This window comes from Fluviicola sp., from assembly GCF_039596355.1.
GTDB lineage: Bacteria > Bacteroidota > Bacteroidia > Flavobacteriales_D > Crocinitomicaceae > Fluviicola.
On record NZ_JBCNJW010000001.1, the window covers coordinates 23298 to 44073 of the forward strand.

Below are 20776 nucleotides of genomic sequence, written 5' to 3' on the forward strand. Positions count from 1 at the left end.
AAAATCTGCCTGCGGGTAGAGTAAATATACGTTTTGTTCCTGAATATGCGTGATTCGGACGTTTTTTGATTCAAAAGTTCAACATTGAAATTAAACACCTTGAATCGTTTCAACTTTTTCTCCTTTTTTGACTACTCTTTCGCAAGGCATGGTTCAAACGGCTGTCATTTTGTCACAAAAAAGTGCTTGGCACAAAGCTTGCCGGAGTGAAGCAAATTTCAAATAAGTATGAAAACAGGACAAATTCATGTATCAACGGAAAATATCTTTCCGATCATCAAAAAATTCTTGTATTCCGATCACGAGATTTTCTTGCGGGAATTGGTTTCAAATGCCGTAGATGCCAGTCAGAAGCTGAAAGTACTTTCCTCAACAGGAGAATACAAAGGCGAACTGGGCGATTTGAAAGTAGAAGTACTGTTGGATAAAGAGGCTAAAACACTGACCATCCGTGACAATGGAATCGGGATGACTGCTGAGGAAATTGATAAATACATCAACCAGATTGCCTTTTCCGGAGCAGAAGAGTTCGTGAAGCAGTATGAAGGAAAAGACGGTGCGGAAAATATCATCGGGCATTTTGGATTGGGATTCTATTCCGCGTTCATGGTTGCTGAGAAAGTACAGATCAGAACCTTATCACGCCACGAAGGATCACAAGCTGTTCAGTGGGAAAGCAACGGTTCTCCGGAGTTTACCCTGACAGAAATTGACAAAGAAACACGCGGAACGGATATCGTTTTGTTCATCAACGACGAATCACTGGAGTTTTTAGAGAAACCGCGCATTCAGGGAATCCTGGATAAATACTGTAAATTCCTTCCGATCCCGGTATTTTTCGGAACAAAAGTAGAATACGTTGATTCACCGGAAGGCGAAACGGACGAAGACGGAAAAGTAAAACGCGTTTCCATCGATGTGCCGAACCAGGTGAACAACCCGAAACCGGCATGGACAGTTGCTCCGGTTGATTTGAAAGACGAAGATTATGCGTCATTCTACCGCGAGTTATACCCGATGTCGTTCGAAGATCCCTTGTTCCACATCCACTTGAATGTAGATTACCCGTTCAACCTGACAGGAATTCTGTACTTCCCGAAAATCAAGGAAAACGTAGAAGTACAACGCAATAAAATCAACTTGTATTCAAACCAGGTGTTCATTACGGATTCCGTTGCGGAAATCGTTCCTGAATTCCTGACCTTGCTTCACGGGGTGATTGATTCTCCGGACATTCCACTGAACGTTTCCAGATCGTATCTGCAAAGCGACGGAAATGTGAAGAAAATTTCGGCTCACATTACTAAAAAAGTAGCGGATAAACTGGCTGAAATGTTCAAAAAAGACCGTGCGGATTTTGAAGCGAAATGGGATGACCTGAAAATCTTCGTGGAATACGGAATGCTTTCGGATGACAAATTTGCAGAGAAAGCGAAAAACTTCGCCCTGATCAAAAATACAGACGGGAAGTATTATACCATTGAAGAAATGAAAGAGCAGATTGCTCCGCTTCAAACAGATAAGAATGACAAGGTGGTAGCGCTTTACACGCACAGCAAAGAAGAACATTTCTCTTTCGTGAAGCAGGCAAAAGACCGCGGTTACCAGGTTGCGTTGATCGACGGACCGCTTGCATCGCACTGGATTTCGAAAATCGAACAAACTTTTGAAAATCTTTCCTTTGCACGTGTAGATGCCGATGCCTTGGATCAACTGATTCAGAAAGAAGGAGAACTTCCTTCCAAACTGACAGAAGAACAGCAAACAGCTTTGAAACCATTGTTCGAATCGGCAGTAGACAACCAAAAATTCAAAGTGGAATTCAAGTCTATGAGCGAAACGGATGCTCCAATCATCGTTACACAGCCGGAGTTTATCCGTCGAATGATGGAACAGCAGAAATACGGGGGCGGCGGTTTCTTTGGAGCTTTCCCGGAAACGTATAACCTGGTTGTGAACGCGAACCACCAAAAAGTAGAATCCTTGTTAAACCTCGGGGAAACGGAGAAATCCGGTAAGGTGAAACAGCTCACAGACCTGGCACTGCTTGCCCAGGGAATGTTGAAGGGAGAAGAATTGAACCAGTTTATTGAGAGAAGCATCTCATTTATTTAATCATCGCAGTTCCGTTCGCCCGGCGGACGGAACTTTATTTTTTTAGGCGTGTACAGTATCATTTTGGCAGTAGTTGCATTTGCGATTTCCGGTGGGAAGATTTTACCGACAGTAATTGCATTGGTAGTAGGAGGGATTATCGACCAGGCAGCCCGGGCGAGAAGAAATCCGGGGGCTGAAAACGGGGGAGGTTCCCGTCAGTCGTTCCAGGACATTTTCGATTATTACACCCAGCAGACTCAGCGCTACGATTTCCCGACTCAATTACTGGCACTTTCTGCCTACATGATGAAAAGCGACGGAAAAGTCGTGAAATCTGAGTTGAATTTTGTGAAGGCTTTCCTGGCACAACAATTCGGAAATCAGTTCAATACATCGCATTTACAAACGTTGAAACACTTTTTGGATGCGCCATCCATTCCGATCGATCAGATTTGTGCGGATATCCGCATGCGTGCACAGGTTGAAATCCGCATTCAGTTGTTGCATTATCTGTTCGGTATTGCACAGTCCGACGGACAGGTTTCGGATCAGGAAATCAGGACTTTGCAGCAACTGGCAAATTTACTCCAGGTTCCGCCGATGGATTTCCGTTCCGTTCAGGGAATGTTCAAACAAAACCTCAATGCCGATTACGAAATCCTGGGAATCGATGAATCCGCTTCAGATGAAGAGGTGAAAAAAGCTTATCGCCAGATGGCTGTGCGTTACCATCCTGATAAAGTGGCTTCTTTGGGAGAAGAATACCAAAAAGGAGCAAAGGAAAAATTCCAGCGCATCCAGGAAGCATATGATAACGTCAAAAAGGCGAGAGGACTTTAACAAAAGCAGTGTATGTAAATCGTATAAAGAGTGGAAAAGTTCAAATGGAACCTTTTAAACTTTTGAACGCATCCAATTCATTTGAAAGAACGAAAACCTCAATGACCAGAATTCTCCTGACGACATCAAAAAGTTCCAGCTATAACGTTGTAGTTTTGTTGAACTTATGGATATATTAATTCAGTATTAAAAAAAATAAAAACCTGCGCCACCATGTGAGATTATTTACGTCTATTTGTATATAGCGTTAAATAATTTTAGGTTCATGCTAACAACAAACTACTCCGGAAACCGTGTTTTCTTACTCTTATTTTTTGTAATGGGTATTACCCCTCTATTTGGCCAGGAGAAACAAGCCCGGGCCGGTATGGTTGCAAAAGAAAAGAATCTGACTACCTTTCCCGTTTCTGAAATAAATCACGTGGACGAATGGAAAAAATACAATCGTCCGGAGAATTACAATCACCCTGAATTCGGAATGCTTCCTGATAATGCTCCATGCACCAATTGCATCGAAGTATTGGATAAACGAACCATCGATGAGCGTTATTTTATCAATCTTTCCAACACCAGTGAATTTTACACCCAGAAAGCACTCGGAGATTTACACCAACAGGTAAACGGACAATGGCTTTCCATCAAACACGAACTGCATCCGGTTTCGGGAACGCGCTATGAATCCGGTTATTTGCTGGATCAGCCGGCGATCGATTTTGCCGTGAAACGAACAGAACTGAAGACCTTGAATGGAACGTTGCAATTCAACAACTGGAAACTGATCGTGGTTCAAAACGGTGCGGAATCCCAGGTTCTGTCAGCAGACTGGTCTGATTATACCGTAGGAGCAGACGGAACTTTGATCCACAACATTTTCCCGGGAATTGATGCCGAAATGATCGTTTTGCGCGGAGCCATTAAAACAAGTTTTGTGATTAAAACCAATGCATTCGGGATATTTGACCGCTTGTTGTTTCGCGAAGAGCTGGAAGGACTCAGCGGGCTTCATGCGGCATTTGAGAATGGAAGCCAAACACAGGGAGTGGGAAGTTTGAAACTACTTTCCGGGTCGACAGAATTGGCATTGATGGACGAAGGAAGACTGTATGCAAAAAATGGACCGAAAAGCCTGGCGCATTCGGCAGTTTATGCAATCCAGGCGAATAAAATCGATCTGATAGTGGAGTATGCATGGATCAGTCAAAATATTGGTTCCTACCAATTGGTTGTAGACCCGCTTGTAACGGGAACAGCCACCCTGGCTCAGGCGTCGATTACCGGTTCCAGATACAATGCAAGTTGTAACTTCACCAATTCCTGCGATTATAACTTGTCTGTTCCTTGTCCGGCAGGAGCTACATTTACAGATGCAACATTCTCATTTACATATACTGCTACCGGAAGTTGCTGGCTCCAGGATGGAGCAATGCGCATCGCAACAGGTTCTTGCGTGAGTCCGTCAGCAACAGGATATTACTGGTTCTGCAATGGAATCGGAACCGGAAACTGCTCGGCAACAAACCAATCGGTTTATTCGGATCTGGCTTCGTGTATGCCGAGTCCGAGTTGTGCTGTTCAAAACGTGACATTTACCTTGAAATTCTATCGTTCCTGCTGGGGAACAACCGGTACAACGTGTTCCAATACCTGTATTGGGGCGGGGGCTCCGTGGATCATGAACGTGACGGGAAGAACGCTGGAATATACGAACCAGACTACACCGATTACGCTTTCCGGAACAACGGTTTGTCAGGGAGGAACGCTCACGGCGTCGACTTCTGCCGTATACGGAGCACCGGGATATACTTATAACTGGAGTTTCAGTCCGACCGGAACGCCGAGTGTGGGAACTGGAACAAGTGCCAGTATTTCATTTCCGACTTCCGGAACTGTGACGCTTTATTCCATCGTAACCGATATCTGTGGAAACCAGGTTACCAGTAACCGAACTGTAACGGTTACTCCGGGAACTCCACCAACGATTACGGCGGGTGGTCCAACGACATTTTGTGCAGGAAGTAATGTGGTTTTAACGTCTTCATCCGCGAGTGGGAACACCTGGTCAACAGGAGCAACGACGCAATCGATTACCGTAACAGCAAGTGGTTCGTATACCGTAACAGCTGTATCGGGTAGTTGTTCTGCCACTTCTGCAGCTACGGTGGTGACAGTGAACCCGATTCCTGCTACACCGACGATTACAGCGGGTGGCCCAACGACATTTTGTGCAGGAGGTTCTGTAACATTGACTTCGTCTTCGGCAACCGGGAATACCTGGTCGACCGGAGCGACAACCCAATCTATTACGGTTTCAGCGAGTGGAACGTATTCCGTGACAGTTACTGCCAATGGGTGTACTTCTGCAGCAGCGTCAACTACGGTAATTGTGAACCCGCTTCCTGCAACGCCAACGATTACAGCGGGTGGCCCGACGACATTTTGCAGCGGAGGTGCTGTTACTTTGACGTCATCTTCAGCAACCGGAAACGTTTGGTCTACCGGAGCAACCACCCAATCCATCACCGTTTCAACCGGTGGATCATACAGTGTTACGGTTACGGATGGAAACGGCTGTTCTTCAGCATCTGCTGCTACGACAGTAACGGTGAATCCGCTTCCGGCTGCGCCAACCATTACAGCTGGCGGATCGACAACATTTTGTAGTGGAGGTTCCGTTACATTGACTTCATCTGCTGCAACCGGAAATGTTTGGTCGACCGGAGCAACCACACAAGCGATCACGGTTTCGGCAAGTGGATCCTATACCGTTACGTTTACAGATGGAAACGGGTGTTCTTCAACATCTGCCGCAACGACCGTTACGGTGAACCCGCTTCCGACGACGCCGACCATTACAGCAGGAGGTCCAACGACTTTCTGTGCCGGAAATAATGTGGTTTTAACTTCGTCTTCTACGACTGGAAATACCTGGTCAACCGGAGCGACGACACAGTCGATTACTGTTTCAGCCAGCGGATCATACTCGGTAACGGTGACGAACGGAAACAATTGTTCTGCAACTTCAGCAGCGACTGCGGTTACGGTGAATCCACTTCCGGCCACACCAACGATTACAGCCGGCGGCCCGACTACCTTTTGTTCCGGAGGTTCCGTTATTCTGACTTCGTCTTCCACAACGGGAAATGCCTGGTCAACGGGAGCAACTACGCAGTCCATTACGGTTTCTACCAGTGGGTCTTATACAGTAACCGTTACGAACGGAAACGGTTGTTCGGCAACTTCTGCAGCGACTACAGTAACGGTAAATACCACTCCGACTGCACCGACAATTACAGCCGGTGGCCCAACGACATTTTGTGCCGGGGGAAATGTGGTTTTGACTTCATCTTCGACAGCAGGAAATACCTGGTCTACGGGAGCAACTACAGCATCTATTACGGTTTCTGCCAGTGGTTCTTATACCGTAACGGTAGTAGGAACAGGAGGTTGTACATCCACTTCTGCGGCAACAACCGTGACTGTGAATCCACTTCCGGCTACACCGACGATTACTGCTTCCAGTCCGACTACTTTCTGCGCGGGAGGTTCGGTAACGCTTACTTCGTCTTCTGCAACCGGGAATACCTGGTCGACCGGAGCAACGACGCAATCGATTACGGTTTTAGCAAGTGGATCTTATACTGTAACAGTAACTAATGGATCAGGTTGTTCAGCAACATCTGCCGCAACGACTGTCACCGTGAATCCACTTCCAACTGCGCCGACTATTACAGCCGGTGGCCCAACGACATTTTGTGCAGGAGGAAATGTGACTTTAACGTCCTCTTCTGCCAGTGGAAACCTGTGGTCAACAGGAGCAACCACGCAATCGATTACACTTACAACAGCAGGTTCCTATACGGTAACGGTTACCAACGGCTCCGGTTGTTCTGCTACTTCTGCAGGAACAACGGTTACGGTCAATCCGCTTCCAACTGTTTCTGCATCGAATAACGGACCTTTGTGCGTGGGAGATGCACTGAATTTAACGGCTACCGGAACCGGAGGAGGAAACTATAGCTGGACGGGGCCTAATAGTTTCAGTTCGACGCTTCAAAATCCAAGTATCGCTTCGGTAACGTCTGCTGACTTTGGAACCTATACTGTCACACTGACTGTGAATTCCTGTTCGTCTTCAGCAACCACTACTGTGACTGTAAATCCGGGTAATTCTACAGCGATCAATGCATCCGGCCCATACTGTGTAAACGGAACGGCGGTTTTGCTGACGCCTGTTACACCGGGTGGAAACTGGTCGGGAACGGGGATTACGAATACCACTACCGGATTATTCGATCCTGCTGTAGCGGGAGTAGGATCACATGTGATTACGTATGATATTCCGGGCTCGTGTGCCGGGCCTTCTACCACAACGATTGTGGTAAATGCTGCCCCGGTTGTTGATTTTTTACCGAGCGTGGCGCAGGGATGTCCGCCATTAAGTGTCACTTTTACCAATATCACTCCCGGAGTAAGTGCTTCGTGGAATTTTGGTAATGGGCAAACATCCGGTGCACAAAACGGAACTGCGAATTTCCTCTCGCAAGGTTGTTATGATATTTCGCTTACAGTGACAGATAATAATGGCTGTTCAACATCCAGAACAAAAACAGGTTTGGTATGCGTAAATCCACAGGCAACGGCTGCATTTACTGCATCTCCGCAAGATGCTACGGTGACCAGTCCGGAAATTCAGTTTATCAATCATTCGACCAATGCGACTTCTTATATTTGGATGTTTGGTGACGGAGGAACCTCTGCTGCTTTCTCACCGGTGCATGCATATGACCCGGTAGTAGGGAATTACCTGGTGAAGCTGATTGCCACGAATTCATTCGGTTGTTCGGATACGAGCAGCGTGATTGTGCGTATTTTGGACGAACTGGTGTATTATGTTCCGAATTGTTTTACTCCGAACGGTGATGAGCATAACAATACCTTCCAGCCGGTGTTTACCTCCGGGTTTGATGCATATAGCTTCACGATGAACATCTTTAACCGCTGGGGAGAATTGATCTGGGAAAGCCATGATCCGAAAGCTTCCTGGGACGGAACCTACAACGGCGTGATTGTTCCGGAAGGGACCTATACCTGGACGGTTAAATTCAGAGCTTCCGATAACGATAAGAAGTATGCTGCACAGGGAAGCCTTACGGTGATAAGGTAAGCCGTTTTGTGGAAAGCGGTGGCGAGAATATAGCTGTGGTGCATTTTATTTACACAGAGCTGGAATGAAAGTCTGGGGATTGAAAAAGTTTCAAGGGTTCAAAAGTTCAATTGCATGTCCTTGAAACTTTTGAACTTTTCACTTTTTGAACTTATGTGGAATCATCAACAAGTCCATATTTCCTGAATACCCGTATAAGACCTTTTTGAGTATATCTGCCCAAACGGAACAAATACGATGATTAGAGTTTTCCGACAGCGAACATCACAGGCTGTTTGCTGATGTCATATGCGTTTTCTCTCCAATCGGCAATGGTACGGGTCTGAATGCGTTCATTATGAAGTGTCAGGTTGGATGCAACACATAATAAGGTGTCATCTGCCAGTTCATTCAGCAAATCTTCGAAAACGTGCATTGTTCTGAACGGAGTGTCCATAAACAATTGCGTTTCGCCGGATCTCTTAACGCGCTGTTCGAGGTCTTTCAGCCTGCGGATACGTTCTTTCTGATCTTTTGGTAAATAGCCGTGAAAAGCAAAGTTCTGACCGTTGAATCCACTTCCGATCAGGGTTAACAGGATGGAACTCGGGCCAACGGTAGGGCAGACCTGGATTTCATTTTCATGAGCCAGGGAAACCAGTACAGCCCCCGGATCTGCAATTCCTGCACAACCTGCTTCGCTGATAATCCCGATATCTTTTCCGGATTTCAGCGCTTTGATGAGGTGATACACATCGGAAGGGGCAGTTGCTTTATTCAAAACAAAGAATTCCGAATCATCGATCGGGAAGGTGCGGTCAATTTTACGCAGCAACCGTCGTGCAGACTTGATGTCTTCTACGGCAAATACTCTCAGTTGAGCTGCAATTTGTGCCACTCCCTGCGGAATGATATCTTCGGTTGTTTCCCCTCCCAGGGTATTCGGAATCAGGTATAATTTTCCTGCACTCATTGTTTTGCTATTAATTGGTTGTTGATAAGGAATGCTTCCGTTGCTTCATCGAGCAGCTCGATCACTTCTCTGAAATTGGCTTCAGTTCCATAATATGGATCCGGAACTTCGAGGTCTTTTCCCGGGTGAAGTTCGTTCAGGAGCAGACGCACTTTTTGTCTGTCTGCTTCATGCCGCGCCAGGCGCAGGATGTTCTTCTGATTGCTCTGATCCATTGCAAAAATGATGTCGTAGCGGTCAAAGTCATCTACGGAAAACTGGCGGGCTCTCAATTCATCAATAGAGACACCGTATTCGAGTGAAAGTTTCCGCATGCGGTGATCCGGTTTTTCCCCGACATGATAATTGGCTGTTCCCGCAGAATCAATTTCAAGCGACAGGCCGAGCTTTTTGTTTTTGTGTCTCAGCCAGCCGTCAGCCATCGGAGAACGGCAGATATTGCCCAAACAAACCATTAAAATGCGCATAGAATCATTCATTATCGGGGGCAAAGTTACTTTTTTATCCGGGTTAAACGAAATTTTCAGTCATTCACACAATTTGGTAGCTTAAACAAACCATTTATTCATTTAACATTTTTTGATTCCAACGAACACAACTAACCGTATCTTATAATCGTTATATTCATGTAAATCAATTGTAAAGGCCATGAGACAGTTAAAGATTGTAAAGCAGGTTACCAATCGGGAAACAGCCTCCCTTGATAAGTATCTTCAGGAAATTGGTCGTGTTGAATTAATCAGTGCGGATGAGGAAGTGGAGCTGGCAAAACGAATCAAAGAAGGGGACAAAAAAGCCCTGGAACGTTTGACCAAAGCAAACCTTCGCTTTGTGGTTTCAGTATCGAAGCAATATCAAAACCAGGGGTTGTCACTTCCGGATTTGATCAATGAGGGAAATCTGGGCTTGATTAAAGCAGCAGAACGTTTCGATGAGACACGCGGTTTCAAATTCATTTCATACGCAGTTTGGTGGATTCGTCAATCGATATTACAAGCTTTGGCGGAACAGGCACGTATTGTGCGCCTGCCGTTGAACAAGATCGGTACGATCAACAAAATCAACAGAGCATACAGTGAGTTGGAACAGTTGTATGAACGCCCTCCTTCTGCAGATGAACTGGCAGAATACCTGGAATGTTCTGTAGATGATGTACGTCAGTCGCTGGCGAATACGGCGCGTCACCTGTCAATGGATGCTCCTTTGGTAGACGGAGATGAAAGTTCTTCCAGCATGTATGACGTGCTTCCGAACGATTCATTGCCAAGCCCTGAAAATGAGCTGACCAAAGAATCCCTGAGAAAGGAAATTGAACGCTCCCTGTCTTCATTATCCGGAAGAGAAGGAGATGTCGTCAGACTTTACTACGGTTTGAACGGAAAACACCCCCTGACATTGGAAGAGATCGGAGATTTATTCGATCTGACCAGAGAACGGGTAAGACAAATAAAAGAAAAAGCAATTCGACGCTTAAAGCATACATCCCGAAGCCGGATGCTTAAATCATACCTGGGTTAAGCGGGATCGACGTCTGTTATCAGTCGAATGGGTTTGAAATGGGGAACGCTGAAAAATTGATCCGTCAGCTCGTGTAAGCGTTCCTTTACTTTCTTCTGAGGAGCTTCGTGCTCAATTTTTAAAACAATTTCTTTCAAATAAAAGTTCTGAATCCTCGCAATAACCGGGGATTCAGGGCCTAAAACACGCTCGTGAAATTGCTCTTTGAGTAATTTACTGAAATGCAGTGCGCCGGCTTCGACCAGATCCCGGTCGCGGTGCTTGAGCGTAAAACGAATCAGTTTATAGAACGGCGGGTAGTGATAGTTTCGTCTTTCTACTACTTCATTGATTGCGAAGGCATCGTAATCGTGTTCCATCACTTTCTGAATGACCCAGTGATCCGGATTCCCGGTTTGGACGATTACCTTTCCGCGCTTGTTTCTGCGTCCCGATCTCCCTGCAACCTGTGTCATTAATTGAAATGCCCGCTCAAATGCTCTGAAATCCGTTTTATTGAGCATTAAATCTGCATCCAGGATTCCAACCAGACCGACGTGGTCAAAATCCAGCCCTTTCGCAACCATTTGGGTTCCGATCAGGATATCAATTTCCCGTTTTTCAAAGGCCTGGATCAATTCCAAATGGCTGTTTTTGTTACGGGTAGTATCTAAATCCATTCGCCCGATTCGCACGTCCGGAAGGAGCAGCGATAAATCATCTTCAATCTTTTCTGTTCCGAATCCCAGCATTTTCAAGCGGTTACTTCCACACGCCGGGCAAGTCCCGATCGGTTTTGTCTGGTAGCTGCAGTGGTGGCATTTCAGGATATTGGAATGTTTGTGGTAATTCAGCGTCGTGTCACAGTTGATACAGTTCGGGCTGAATCCACAGATTTCACAGGTCCAGATCGGCGTGTAACCTCTCCTGTTCTGAAAGAGGATGATCTGTTCCTGGCTTTTGAGTGTTTCCTGAATATGATCGAGCAGGAACTTAGAAAAGTGTCCGTTCAGGCTTTTCTGACGGCGTTCTTCCTTCATGTCTGCACAGAGAATTTCCGGAAGTTGTACCTGCGAAAAACGTTCTGTCAGCAGTACATGCCCGTATTTGCGATCCCGGGTGTTTTGGAAACTTTCAATAGAAGGTGTTGCCGAACCCAGAAGTGTTTTGGTTTTGAAAAAATGAGCCAATACGATGGCCATGTCCCGGGCATTGTAGCGAGGAGATGGTTCCTGTTGTTTGTAGGATGATTCATGCTCTTCATCCACGATTACCAGACCCAGGTCGCGGAAAGGCAGAAAGACGGATGAGCGCGCACCTACAACCAAACGGAATTGGTTCGGATCGTTGCTCAGGACTTTGTTCCAGATTTCGACCCGTTCGTTGGAATTGAATTTGGAGTGGTAGACTCCGATTTTTTCCCCGAAATAGGCAGATAAACGCTGAATGAGCTGTGTTGTTAATGCAATCTCCGGAACAAGGAATAACACTTGTTTTCCCAGGTCAAGAACCTTGCGGATCAACTCGATATAGATTTCCGTTTTTCCGGATCCGGTGATTCCCTGGAGTAGTACGGTGTCTTTTTCCAGGAATGCCGTTTCGATCTGTTCCAACGCAGTTGTTTGTGCCGCACTCAGTTTCGGGAACTCAAATTTGGTTTGGTCGATTCCCTGAATTCGGGAAATTTCGAGTCGTTCGGTCCGCAAAACGCCTTGTTTTTCAAGCGTATTGATGGCTGAAAGCGAACACCCCTGATCTTCCAGTGATTTGCGTAGGAGAGGAGTGACCTGACCCTCGTGGAAACCACCCAGTTGTAAGATTTTCAGTAGCACCTGTTCCTGCTTTTGCGTCGATTTTTTCTGAGCCAGTTGCTCGAATAATTCATTGAGAACAGTATCTGAGCGATAGTCTTCCTGCAAAACGACGAATAAACCTGTCTTGGGGGTAAATTTATTGGAAACTTCTTCGAGCGTGAGTACAATCCGTTTTTCCAGCAGGGTTTTAATCAGCGGCTGGATTGTTTTGATCCCAATGATTTCTGAAATTTCTTTCAGGTCGAGCGTTTCCTTGATTTCCAGAGCTTCTACCACGAGGTATTCGCGGTCGGAGAGTGGAGTTGTGTTGCTGTCGAAATCGGGATGAATGACGATTTTGGTTTCGCTGGCCAGTTTGAAATTGGATGGAAGTGCTGCGTTCATGACATCCCCGATCGGAGCCATGTAGTATTCCGACATCCATTTCCAGAAGGTATATTGTCTTTTGGTAATCAGCGGAGTTTCATCCAGGATGTGTTCTACATATTTTGCCTGGTAGATTTTGGGAGCTTCCTGGTGGATTTTCGTCACAATCCCGGTGTAGAGCTTTCCTTTTCCGAACGGAACGATGACCCGCAGGTATTCTTGTATGAAATCATTCATTTCGAACGGAACCCGGTAAGTAAATTCCTGGCTCAACGGAATGGGTAAGATGACATCAACGAAAAGGGTAATGCGTTCGCTCATGAAACAAAGTTAGTGAACTAAAAAGAAAAAAGGACTGTTTACCGAATCTAAAGTAAATCCGGCAATTTGTTTACTTACCCGGGTAGGTGGTGGATAAGTGTGCACTTATCCACATACCACGATTCCCCGGTTTTTTTTACGAAAGAAAAAATCCCGCTTATCTGAGAGATTAAACGGGATTTAAGATATCATTTGCTTGTTTTATCTTATTGGCAAGCCCAGGATTCACTGTTGTTAATATCCACCGGGTTGCTGCTGCAGAACAACAATAATCCTGTAATCGGACCGGAACACAGTTCTTTTGTCGATAAGTAATCCATGGCACGCTGATTTGGTAGCGACGGATTGAATACCGCTTTGTCCTGCTTGGTTGTCATTCTGGAACTGAAAAGCCCAATCACCGGACCACCGTCAGTTCGCGTCAGATTCGTAAAGGTCGGCTTGTTCTGCGCCAGTGATGAACTTGGCTGGTTTACCAGGATATACTTGTTTAAATCTTCCGAACCACCTGTCATAATCAAACGTATGGAAGTCATTTGACGTTTGGTAATGGTTGGGTCATTCGTGCAATTCTGACTGACCAATTGGTAGAATGTTTCCCCGTTTGCAGAGAAATTGGAGGTAGTTCCCTGAACTGCATCTCCATTGTATTCACCCACTTTCCAGGTAAAGGATTTTTCTACAGGAGTACTTCCGTAGTATTCGTTGAAGAAGAATTGAATTCGGGCATCGATCACCTGTGCATTTCCGTTGTTGCATTTCAGGGATGCTCCGTTGTATTCTTTGACTCCGTTTACTGTTTTCACAAACGAATAGTTTCCGTTACTGCTTGGGGAAGCGATAGACATACCCGTCACCAGTTTTGTTTCACCGTTCACTACGATTTGTCCGCCGTTAATGTTAGCAATAATCTTGTACGTTGCTTCGTCTTTCAGAGCAACCAATGGGTTTTGATCACCAATAGCAGGCTGATTGAGTGCATTGTATGCCTGAGTTTGGAAATAATATACTTTCTGATTCGGACTGTAGAATGCTCCGGCAACTTTATTCGTTAATACCGTATCTTTCAGAATCCAGGATCTCACTTTCGTAAACACATTGTTCGGAGGAAGTGAAGCCCATTCTTCCACGACGATCTCAGCATTTTGAAAATAGCTGGAGTCTGCGATTAAAGCAACGTCTATGGAGTTGTTTGACCCCCCGAATGTACGGGTCAGTTTCACATAATGCAACGAATCATTTTTATCCAGCAGTCCGAATAATACCGGCGTTTCAACATGATCTCCGGCAAAGTCGATATCGTCTTTACAGGAAGTGACCAAAGCCGTTGAAGCCAGAATGATCGCATAAAGTGAAAATTGGAGAAATCTCATAAGTACACAATTTGACCCAAAGGTACAATTAAATATAAAACGATAACGGAATTAAAATCAATAGAAACTACGTTTAAATCAATTTTTAACGCGGTTAAAACGCATCGCTTTCAACATCCAGTTCGGAAGGAATGCTCCCGGTTTTTTGTTTTTGAGGTGGATGTACCAGCCCAGTTTTTTCATCACGGGAACTTTGTGTGTCTCCACAAACTCGATCCATGTTCCATCCGGATCTTCGATGTAGCTGAATCTTCCGCCTGCTTCTCCCATGTCGAATGTTTTCCCGGAGTCTACTGTGAAAGGGAACCCGAGTTTTTCGCATTCGGCTTGTAAATCGTCCATTCCCTGAACGTCGAAACACAAGTGGATGAAGCCCCAATCGCCCCAGAAACGATCCTTGAAAATGGACTTGGAATCGGTGCGATCAACTGCCTGGATCAACTCAATTTGAGTAGGACCGAGCAATTTAGCAAACGGACCTTTACGGTCTTCTGAGTGTTGTAGCAATACGCGTCTTACGCGGTGATTTCCATTCGGAACCTGGTTGAATGCATCGAACGTGTCGGTGATATCGTAAACGATTTTGTCGTAACCCAGGATGGTTTGGTATAAAGGCAATGCTTTCTCAATGGAGCTGACTCCAATCATACTTCCTGCCACACCACCAGTTCTTCCTTCGAATTTGGTATCCATGAACCAGCCCGATCCTTCCACGATGTCAAAGAGGTTTCCGTTCGGATCTTCTACCAGGAAGTGGAAACTCCCGTTTGGTAACTGTTGTGGTTCAGACAATACCTTCGCTCCTTTTTTAGTCAGGAAAGCATGGGTTGCCTTTACATCGTGGGATTTGATACGGCAGGCATACAAACCGAAATCACCGAAAATTACCGGTTCTTTGCTTTTTTCTGTCGGGCGGGAAGTAAACTGCCAAATTTCGAAACCACCGCCACTTTCCATTGAAAGGGCCAATGTTGCGGTTCTGGAGTGAATCACACCTCCGGTATATCTTGTCATCAGAGGGGCTTCAGCAGCTTCTTCAAAAATTCGCACGTCTACACCAAAGTGCTCACGATACCACTTCCATATTGATTGTACATCGGGAACGCCGATCCCCATTTGCTGAATGCCACAGATGATTTTTGTCATTTTTTGCTTTTTTGCATCCTGACATGTATTGTCAGAGATTGAATTGGATGCGAAGATACTAGGAATCTCGAAAGTTGGAAAGTTCAATAGTTCAAAAGTTCAAACTATCATGTGTCAAACGTTGAACTTTTTCACCCCTTTGGACTTGTGAGTTTCTTTCCTAACGGAAAGCCCGCTCGTGGAAAATGATAAATCCGTAAGTAAACTGGAGGGCAAAAGGCGATTTTTGTTTCGGGAAATAGTTGAGTGAAGCGCGAAGCGGCCCAAGTGGAGAATGGTAAATGGCGGAAAGCGACACTACCTGCGATTCTCCCTTAAACGGCTTGGAATAGCCGAAAGTTCCGTCGTCATTCTTGAGAATGGAAATGAACGGCTGGTACCAGTAACCGTCGGCACGGATGTCGAGATTCTTTCGGGGCGAAAAGATGATGTTGATTCCTCCGGCCACATATTGAGGCGAACGGTAATCCGAGAAGAAATAGGTTTGCAAATCCGGCAAAGGCTGGAACGCATTCATGTTGAGCAGGGTAGCCGTGTAGTTTTTCAGCAATGAGAGGTTGGTGATACTCGCAAGTCCGTGCAGACCAAAGGAAAAGTACTTGGTGCTGAGCGGGAAATTCTGTACTTCACCGCGGATGTTGAACCAGTGGTGTCCGTTCCGGTAATCGTAATCCTGCGGAGAAGTGGATCCCGACAAACTGTGCTCCATCGCTCCACTGTAGATCACCTTGAACAAAGCAAGCGTTCCGGAAGAAGCCCACTGTTTCCGGTTGAGGGAATTGTGTTCGAGGGTTGCTATGAGTGAATTTCCGTAGAGAATCGTCCGGTCTGTCGTGTCTTTGTTGGTAAATTCTGCCGATTGATAGTAACGGTCCTGGGTTTCGAAATGCCGGTATTCAACACTGAACTTGGAGTTGTTGAATAAGGGAAGTTTGACTCCGCCGCCAATGTAAGCCTCATTTTGAACCAGGAAAGATGGTTTTTCGTCATCAAAAAAGGTCGTAAAGCTTTTGAAATAATCCCAGCGGTTGATGACCCCGTAAACACTTGCAGAAATGGGATAGTAGGACGGGAAATGCAGATCCACGTTCACTCTTCCGGAGTTGTAGAACTTCCCGAAGTACCCTCCGACCTGGTAGGTGCTTGCAAAACGATCCAAACGCATGTAATTAAGCTGTACGAAACCGGTATTGATAGCCCGCGTACTCAAAATTCCCCCGATATCCAGTCTGAAAGGCTTCGATTCCGTTACTTTGATATTCAGGGTGTAGCTGGAATCATCGTGCAGATTCAGTGTCGGGTAGAGGTATTTGATCTGTGGAGTGGCGTAAGTTCTGAAGTACCGGCGTTTGAAGCGGAGTCCGGAAATACTTTCTCCTTTGTTGTTTTTCAGGATGGATTTACGGACATAACTTTCGTCCAGTCCTTTTTTATTCACGGTATTGACCTGTGAAATAACCAGCGGTTTGAGTTTATCGCGGAAGTGCTCGCGCCGTTTGTTTAGTTCCTCGGTCGAAATCCGGTTATCCAGTAAGCTTTTCAGGCTGTCCATCATCGCAATGGTGGCATTGTACCCCGCATCTATGGCTTCATCTACATCTTCGAAATCAAAGGTGCTGATGTTGGCTTTGGGAGTAATGATCATCCCGTGTTCACACGGAATTTCAAAGGTCGTATGCGATACCAGCATGTTGGTGACCTGGCTGATCAAATCGTCTTCTTTCGGTTCGGCGGCATTGTACGACACATTGCTCCCGATAATGAAATCTGCCGGAAAGCTTTTGTACATCACATCTGCCGGAAAGTTGTTGTATAAACCGCCGTCAAAATACAAAACTCCCTTAATCCTGATCGGGTTTACGTAAAATGGAAAAGTCATGGAAGCTCTGACAGCTTCATTCAGGTAACCATTTGAGAAAACAACACTTTTTTTGGCCACAATATCGCTGGCAACGCAGCGGTAGGGAACGAAAAGACTGTCGAAATTATAGTTGGCAGATGCTCCCGTTGTTCCAAATAGGCGGAGCATTTCAAAATCGAGTAATTCCGGCCGGATGAAATTTGTAGGAAGCGATTTAATGAACAAACTGTCGAGTGAAAAGGAAAAACTCATTCCCGAAGCATTTTCATTGTCTTCCCGGAGCAAAAATTCATAACGCTGTTCGATCTTGCCACTCGTCATGAGCTGGAATTTGTTGCTCATCACATACTCTTCGATCTCCTGCGGAGAATAACCACAGGCATACATGGCTCCCACGAGTGCTCCAGCCGACGTTCCGGTGATGTAATTAATCGGGATATTGTTTTCTTCCAGTGCCTTGAGTACACCGATATGTGCAAAACCGGATGCGCCACCTCCACTTAAAACAAGCCCCACTCCCTGAGCTTTGGTGACGAAAGGGAGGGCGCTTAGGATTACTATCAGAGCTATTTGCTTCGCGGAACGCATGAAAATCAAAATTAAATTTTTTTTACCTAAAAGCGTAGTGTTTTGGCTTATTTCTGCGCTATTTAGAAAAGCTCTTAGCTTTTAGCTACTTTTGTGGCTCAAATAATAGAAAGCTTTATGAAGATCGTACTCAAAACGTTTTACGGACTGGAAGATGTACTTGCGGAAGAACTGAATGAACTGGGCTATCCCGAGTGCACCAAACTCAACAGAGCAGTTCAGGTAGAAGGAGAGTGGAAAGATGTTTACTTTCTGAACCTGCATGTGCGTTGTGCCATTTCTGTGTTGGTTGAGTTGCGAAGATTTTCCGTTAAAACAGAGAAAGATCTGTATCATGAAGCAATGAAGATCAATTGGTCTGCTCTTTTTGATGTGAAGAAAACCTTTGCCGTGAAAGGTGCAGTCAATTCTACGATCTTCAAACATTCCCAGTTCCCGTTCTTGTTGATCAAGGATGCGGTTGTGGATCATTTCAGAGACCTGAAGGGCGAACGTCCGGATATCAATGTGAAATCGCCACAAGTGGTGATTGACCTGTATGTAAGAGAAAATGAAGGCGTAATTTCCGTCAACACAAGTGGTTTGCCGCTTTTCCAGCGCGGTTACAGACAATCGACCGGAGATGCTCCGCTGAACGAAGTGGTAGCTGCTGCACTTCTGCGTCTTTCTAACTGGGACAAGAAAACGACATTGGTAGATCCTTTCTGTGGTTCCGGAACACTATTGATTGAAGCAGCATTGCTGGCGGCTGGAATTCCTTCCAATATCGAACGAACACATTACGCATTCAAGAACATGTCGAACTTCGATGCCAAGTTGTGGGATGAGATTTATTCGAAGGCCGTGAAAGTGGTGAAAGAACTTCCCTGTACACTCATCGGCGGGGATATTGATCCGCAGATGGTGATGAAAACGCGCCGAAACCTGAGAGGATTCTCCTTCGAAAGATTCATCGATGTGCACAATGCAGCAGTAACTGAATTTCCATTCCCGGAAGGACCGGCAGTTTTGATCTCGAATCCGCCATACGGCGAACGCCTGGAAACAGATGTGGAAGACTTGTACGGAACGCTGGGAAGTATCATGAAACACCGCCTGATGGGGTATTCCTGTTTCATTATTTCATCCAGTGAAGCCGGATTCAAGTACCTGGCTTTGAAACCGGATAAGAAATACAAACTGTTTAACGGTGACCTGGAATGTTCTTTCCGCAAGTATTCGATCTATGAAGGCTCGAAGAAAGGGGCAGAGCAGGAGGCAACTGCTTAAGGAGTTACCACGATTCGTTCGGAAATCGTTTTTTCATTGTCAAAATACACCAGTGTATACACTCCTGTCGGAAGGGAAGAAACCGTAACGGAAGTACTTTCCGAAGCTGTATACAGTGCAATTTCTCTTCCTGAAAGGTCAAACAGGCGGGAAGCCTGCAATGTTTTGGAATCTCCGGAGATTTGAACCGTTCCGTTTGACGGATTCGGGAAAATAGTGAGATTACTGATTTTCTTCGGCTTCACGGATTTGATCTGGTGTTGGCGTGTTGTGCCGTCCAGATCTGTTTGCGATAGGCGGTAATAACTCACCACATCCAGGTACGGATCGTAATCGTAGATTTTGTAGTGCAGCGGGTTGAAGCTGTTTCCGCTACCTTTCATGGATGCGAGGTATTCGAAATGGATTCCGTCAATGCTGCGCTCGATGGTGAAGTAATCGTTGTTGATTTCCGTTTCCGTCCACCAGTCGCAGGCAACTGCGTTGTTTTCCAGGGTCACTTGAAATTCGGTCAATTCGATCGGGAGGGTACTCATACAGCTCACACAGGTTGCCCCGCTTGAAGTGGTTGTGTAGGTGATAATCTCATCCGCTCTGTTTGCTGTTCCTGAAACGACGATTGTTCCCGGGCCTGTAAGTGTGTAACTGTCGCTGATTGAAGCATTGCCGGCTCCCGTTTGAAAACTTTTTGATCCACCGGATATGTCCACTTTTAACTGGTCTCCTCCGTCGGCACCGGAAGCCGTACACGAACCTGCACGGTTTTGCATAGCTGCAGATACGGTGAATGTACATCCTGCAGGAACAGTAATGTTTACAGACATCGGAAGCTCTCCGCCGCTGCAATTTCCCGTTACGGCAGGAGAGCAATTCGGCCCGCCGTAGGATGTCAGGTTGCACCCGCTCATACATCCGCACCCGGATCCTGTTACACCGATTGCCCCGGAAGGACATTGTGCAGCAACCAATTGCGCACCGGCTAAAATGCTTACGAGTACCAGGGGCAGGTGTTTGAAGAAAGTATGAATTTGTTTCATAACGCAAGAGGAATAAGAAGTCGTGGATTGAACAGAACAAAGCTAGGTTGAAACTTTAGGATGTTGTTTATGAGTAAGTTATGATTCGGATAAGTTTGGAGTTTGACTAAATGGTTTTTGTTTAAGCGGGATTTAACGGAATGTTGCTGCAGGTTAAATCCGTGTGTACAATCAAATAATATGGGGTGGAGGTTTGAAACCAAAGAATTCGGGTTACATTTGCACTGCGATTCGGTTCCTTACGCTTCAGGCGTAGGATTAAAAGGGAATCCGGTGTAAATCCGGAGCTGTTCCCGCAACTGTGAGAGTCCATATTTAATTCGGTAATACCACTGTGCAGACGATCTTGTCAGCATGGGAAGGTGAATTGAAGGACTGAGTCAGGAGACCTGCCAATTTGCATGTACTGTAACTTTCGGTGAAAAAGTGAAGGGATAAATTGTCAAGTCAT

At 45.7% G+C, this 20776-nt stretch carries 12 protein-coding genes and 1 riboswitch; of the genes, 5 read left to right on the forward strand and 7 right to left on the reverse strand.

The genetic code is table 11. The features are described from left to right. The first annotated feature begins 228 nt into the window (after positions 1–228). From htpG to ABDV94_RS00110, 3 genes are all read left to right on the forward strand, one after another. Positions 229–2115 (forward strand): molecular chaperone HtpG, encoded by a 1887-nt coding sequence (gene htpG, locus ABDV94_RS00100; RefSeq protein ID WP_343603716.1) that lies wholly within the window; start codon positions 229–231, stop codon positions 2113–2115. Between the two features lie 48 nt (positions 2116–2163). Beyond that, on the forward strand, positions 2164–2937 hold the full coding sequence (locus ABDV94_RS00105; protein ID WP_343603717.1) for a TerB family tellurite resistance protein: 774 nt from the start codon (positions 2164–2166) through the stop codon (positions 2935–2937). Positions 2938–3202: 265 nt separating this feature from the next. Further along, complete coding sequence (locus ABDV94_RS00110) at positions 3203–8101, forward strand: PKD domain-containing protein (RefSeq protein ID WP_343603718.1); 4899 nt, start codon at positions 3203–3205, stop codon at positions 8099–8101. Positions 8102–8342: 241 nt separating this feature from the next. On the opposite strand, the gene ABDV94_RS00115 is transcribed toward ABDV94_RS00110, so the two are convergent. Together ABDV94_RS00115 and ABDV94_RS00120 are read right to left on the reverse strand one after the other, a co-directional pair. After that, entirely contained in the window at positions 8343–9053 is a 711-nt protein-coding gene (locus ABDV94_RS00115; RefSeq protein ID WP_343603719.1) for an SAM-dependent methyltransferase, read from the reverse strand. Further along, entirely contained in the window at positions 9050–9520 is a 471-nt protein-coding gene (locus tag ABDV94_RS00120) for a low molecular weight protein-tyrosine-phosphatase (protein ID WP_343603720.1), read from the reverse strand. Before ABDV94_RS00120 ends, ABDV94_RS00115 begins: the two co-directional genes overlap by 4 nt. A 181-nt stretch (positions 9521–9701) precedes the next feature. Between ABDV94_RS00120 and ABDV94_RS00125 the strand changes: the two genes are divergently transcribed. After that, positions 9702–10571, forward strand: coding sequence for a sigma-70 family RNA polymerase sigma factor (locus ABDV94_RS00125; RefSeq protein WP_343603721.1), 870 nt, complete (start codon positions 9702–9704; stop codon positions 10569–10571). On the opposite strand, the gene priA is transcribed toward ABDV94_RS00125, so the two are convergent. The 4 genes from priA to ABDV94_RS00145 all read right to left on the reverse strand — a co-directional run bounded on the left by priA (position 10568) and on the right by ABDV94_RS00145 (position 18019). Then, on the reverse strand, positions 10568–13051 hold the full coding sequence (priA, locus tag ABDV94_RS00130; protein WP_343603722.1) for a primosomal protein N': 2484 nt from the start codon (positions 13049–13051) through the stop codon (positions 10568–10570). The two genes, ABDV94_RS00125 and priA, sit on opposite strands and share 4 nt — an antisense overlap. 206 nt (positions 13052–13257) lie before the next feature. Beyond that, positions 13258–14424, reverse strand: a complete 1167-nt coding sequence (locus ABDV94_RS00135; RefSeq protein ID WP_343603723.1) for a hypothetical protein — start codon at positions 14422–14424, stop codon at positions 13258–13260. 78 nt (positions 14425–14502) lie between these two features. Next, positions 14503–15570 carry a VOC family protein gene (locus ABDV94_RS00140; protein ID WP_343603724.1) on the reverse strand — a complete coding sequence of 356 codons (1068 nt, stop codon included), beginning with the start codon at positions 15568–15570 and terminating at the stop codon, positions 14503–14505. A 160-nt stretch (positions 15571–15730) separates the two neighbouring features. Next, the gene (locus tag ABDV94_RS00145) at positions 15731–18019 is read right to left on the reverse strand and encodes a patatin-like phospholipase family protein (RefSeq protein ID WP_343603725.1); all 2289 of its coding nucleotides are present in this window, start codon (positions 18017–18019) and stop codon (positions 15731–15733) included. Between the two features lie 117 nt (positions 18020–18136). Here ABDV94_RS00145 and ABDV94_RS00150 point away from each other — a divergent pair, with 117 nt between their 5' ends. Beyond that, positions 18137–19288, forward strand: a complete 1152-nt coding sequence (locus ABDV94_RS00150; RefSeq protein ID WP_343603727.1) for a THUMP domain-containing protein — start codon at positions 18137–18139, stop codon at positions 19286–19288. Here ABDV94_RS00150 and ABDV94_RS00155 read toward each other — a convergent pair. Next, positions 19285–20325, reverse strand: coding sequence for a T9SS type A sorting domain-containing protein (locus tag ABDV94_RS00155; RefSeq protein WP_343603729.1), 1041 nt, complete (start codon positions 20323–20325; stop codon positions 19285–19287). The two genes, ABDV94_RS00150 and ABDV94_RS00155, sit on opposite strands and share 4 nt — an antisense overlap. Before the next feature lie 215 nt (positions 20326–20540). Further along, a riboswitch (cobalamin riboswitch) is annotated at positions 20541–20737 on the forward strand. Positions 20738–20776: the final 39 nt, after the last annotated feature.

Bases quoted from the DNA above. Each gene is read 5' to 3' on its own strand.
- ABDV94_RS00110 (WP_343603718.1), top strand. From the start codon at position 3,203: ATGCTAACAACAAACTACTCCGGAAACCGTGTTTTCTTACTCTTATTT.
- priA (WP_343603722.1), bottom strand. From the start codon at position 13,051: ATGAGCGAACGCATTACCCTTTTCGTTGATGTCATCTTACCCATTCCG.
- ABDV94_RS00125 (WP_343603721.1), top strand. From the start codon at position 9,702: ATGAGACAGTTAAAGATTGTAAAGCAGGTTACCAATCGGGAAACAGCC.
- ABDV94_RS00145 (WP_343603725.1), bottom strand. From the start codon at position 18,019: ATGCGTTCCGCGAAGCAAATAGCTCTGATAGTAATCCTAAGCGCCCTC.
- ABDV94_RS00120 (WP_343603720.1), bottom strand. From the start codon at position 9,520: ATGCGCATTTTAATGGTTTGTTTGGGCAATATCTGCCGTTCTCCGATG.
- ABDV94_RS00155 (WP_343603729.1), bottom strand. From the start codon at position 20,325: ATGAAACAAATTCATACTTTCTTCAAACACCTGCCCCTGGTACTCGTA.
- ABDV94_RS00150 (WP_343603727.1), top strand. From the start codon at position 18,137: ATGAAGATCGTACTCAAAACGTTTTACGGACTGGAAGATGTACTTGCG.
- ABDV94_RS00115 (WP_343603719.1), bottom strand. From the start codon at position 9,053: ATGAGTGCAGGAAAATTATACCTGATTCCGAATACCCTGGGAGGGGAA.
- ABDV94_RS00135 (WP_343603723.1), bottom strand. From the start codon at position 14,424: ATGAGATTTCTCCAATTTTCACTTTATGCGATCATTCTGGCTTCAACG.
- htpG (WP_343603716.1), top strand. From the start codon at position 229: ATGAAAACAGGACAAATTCATGTATCAACGGAAAATATCTTTCCGATC.
- ABDV94_RS00140 (WP_343603724.1), bottom strand. From the start codon at position 15,570: ATGACAAAAATCATCTGTGGCATTCAGCAAATGGGGATCGGCGTTCCC.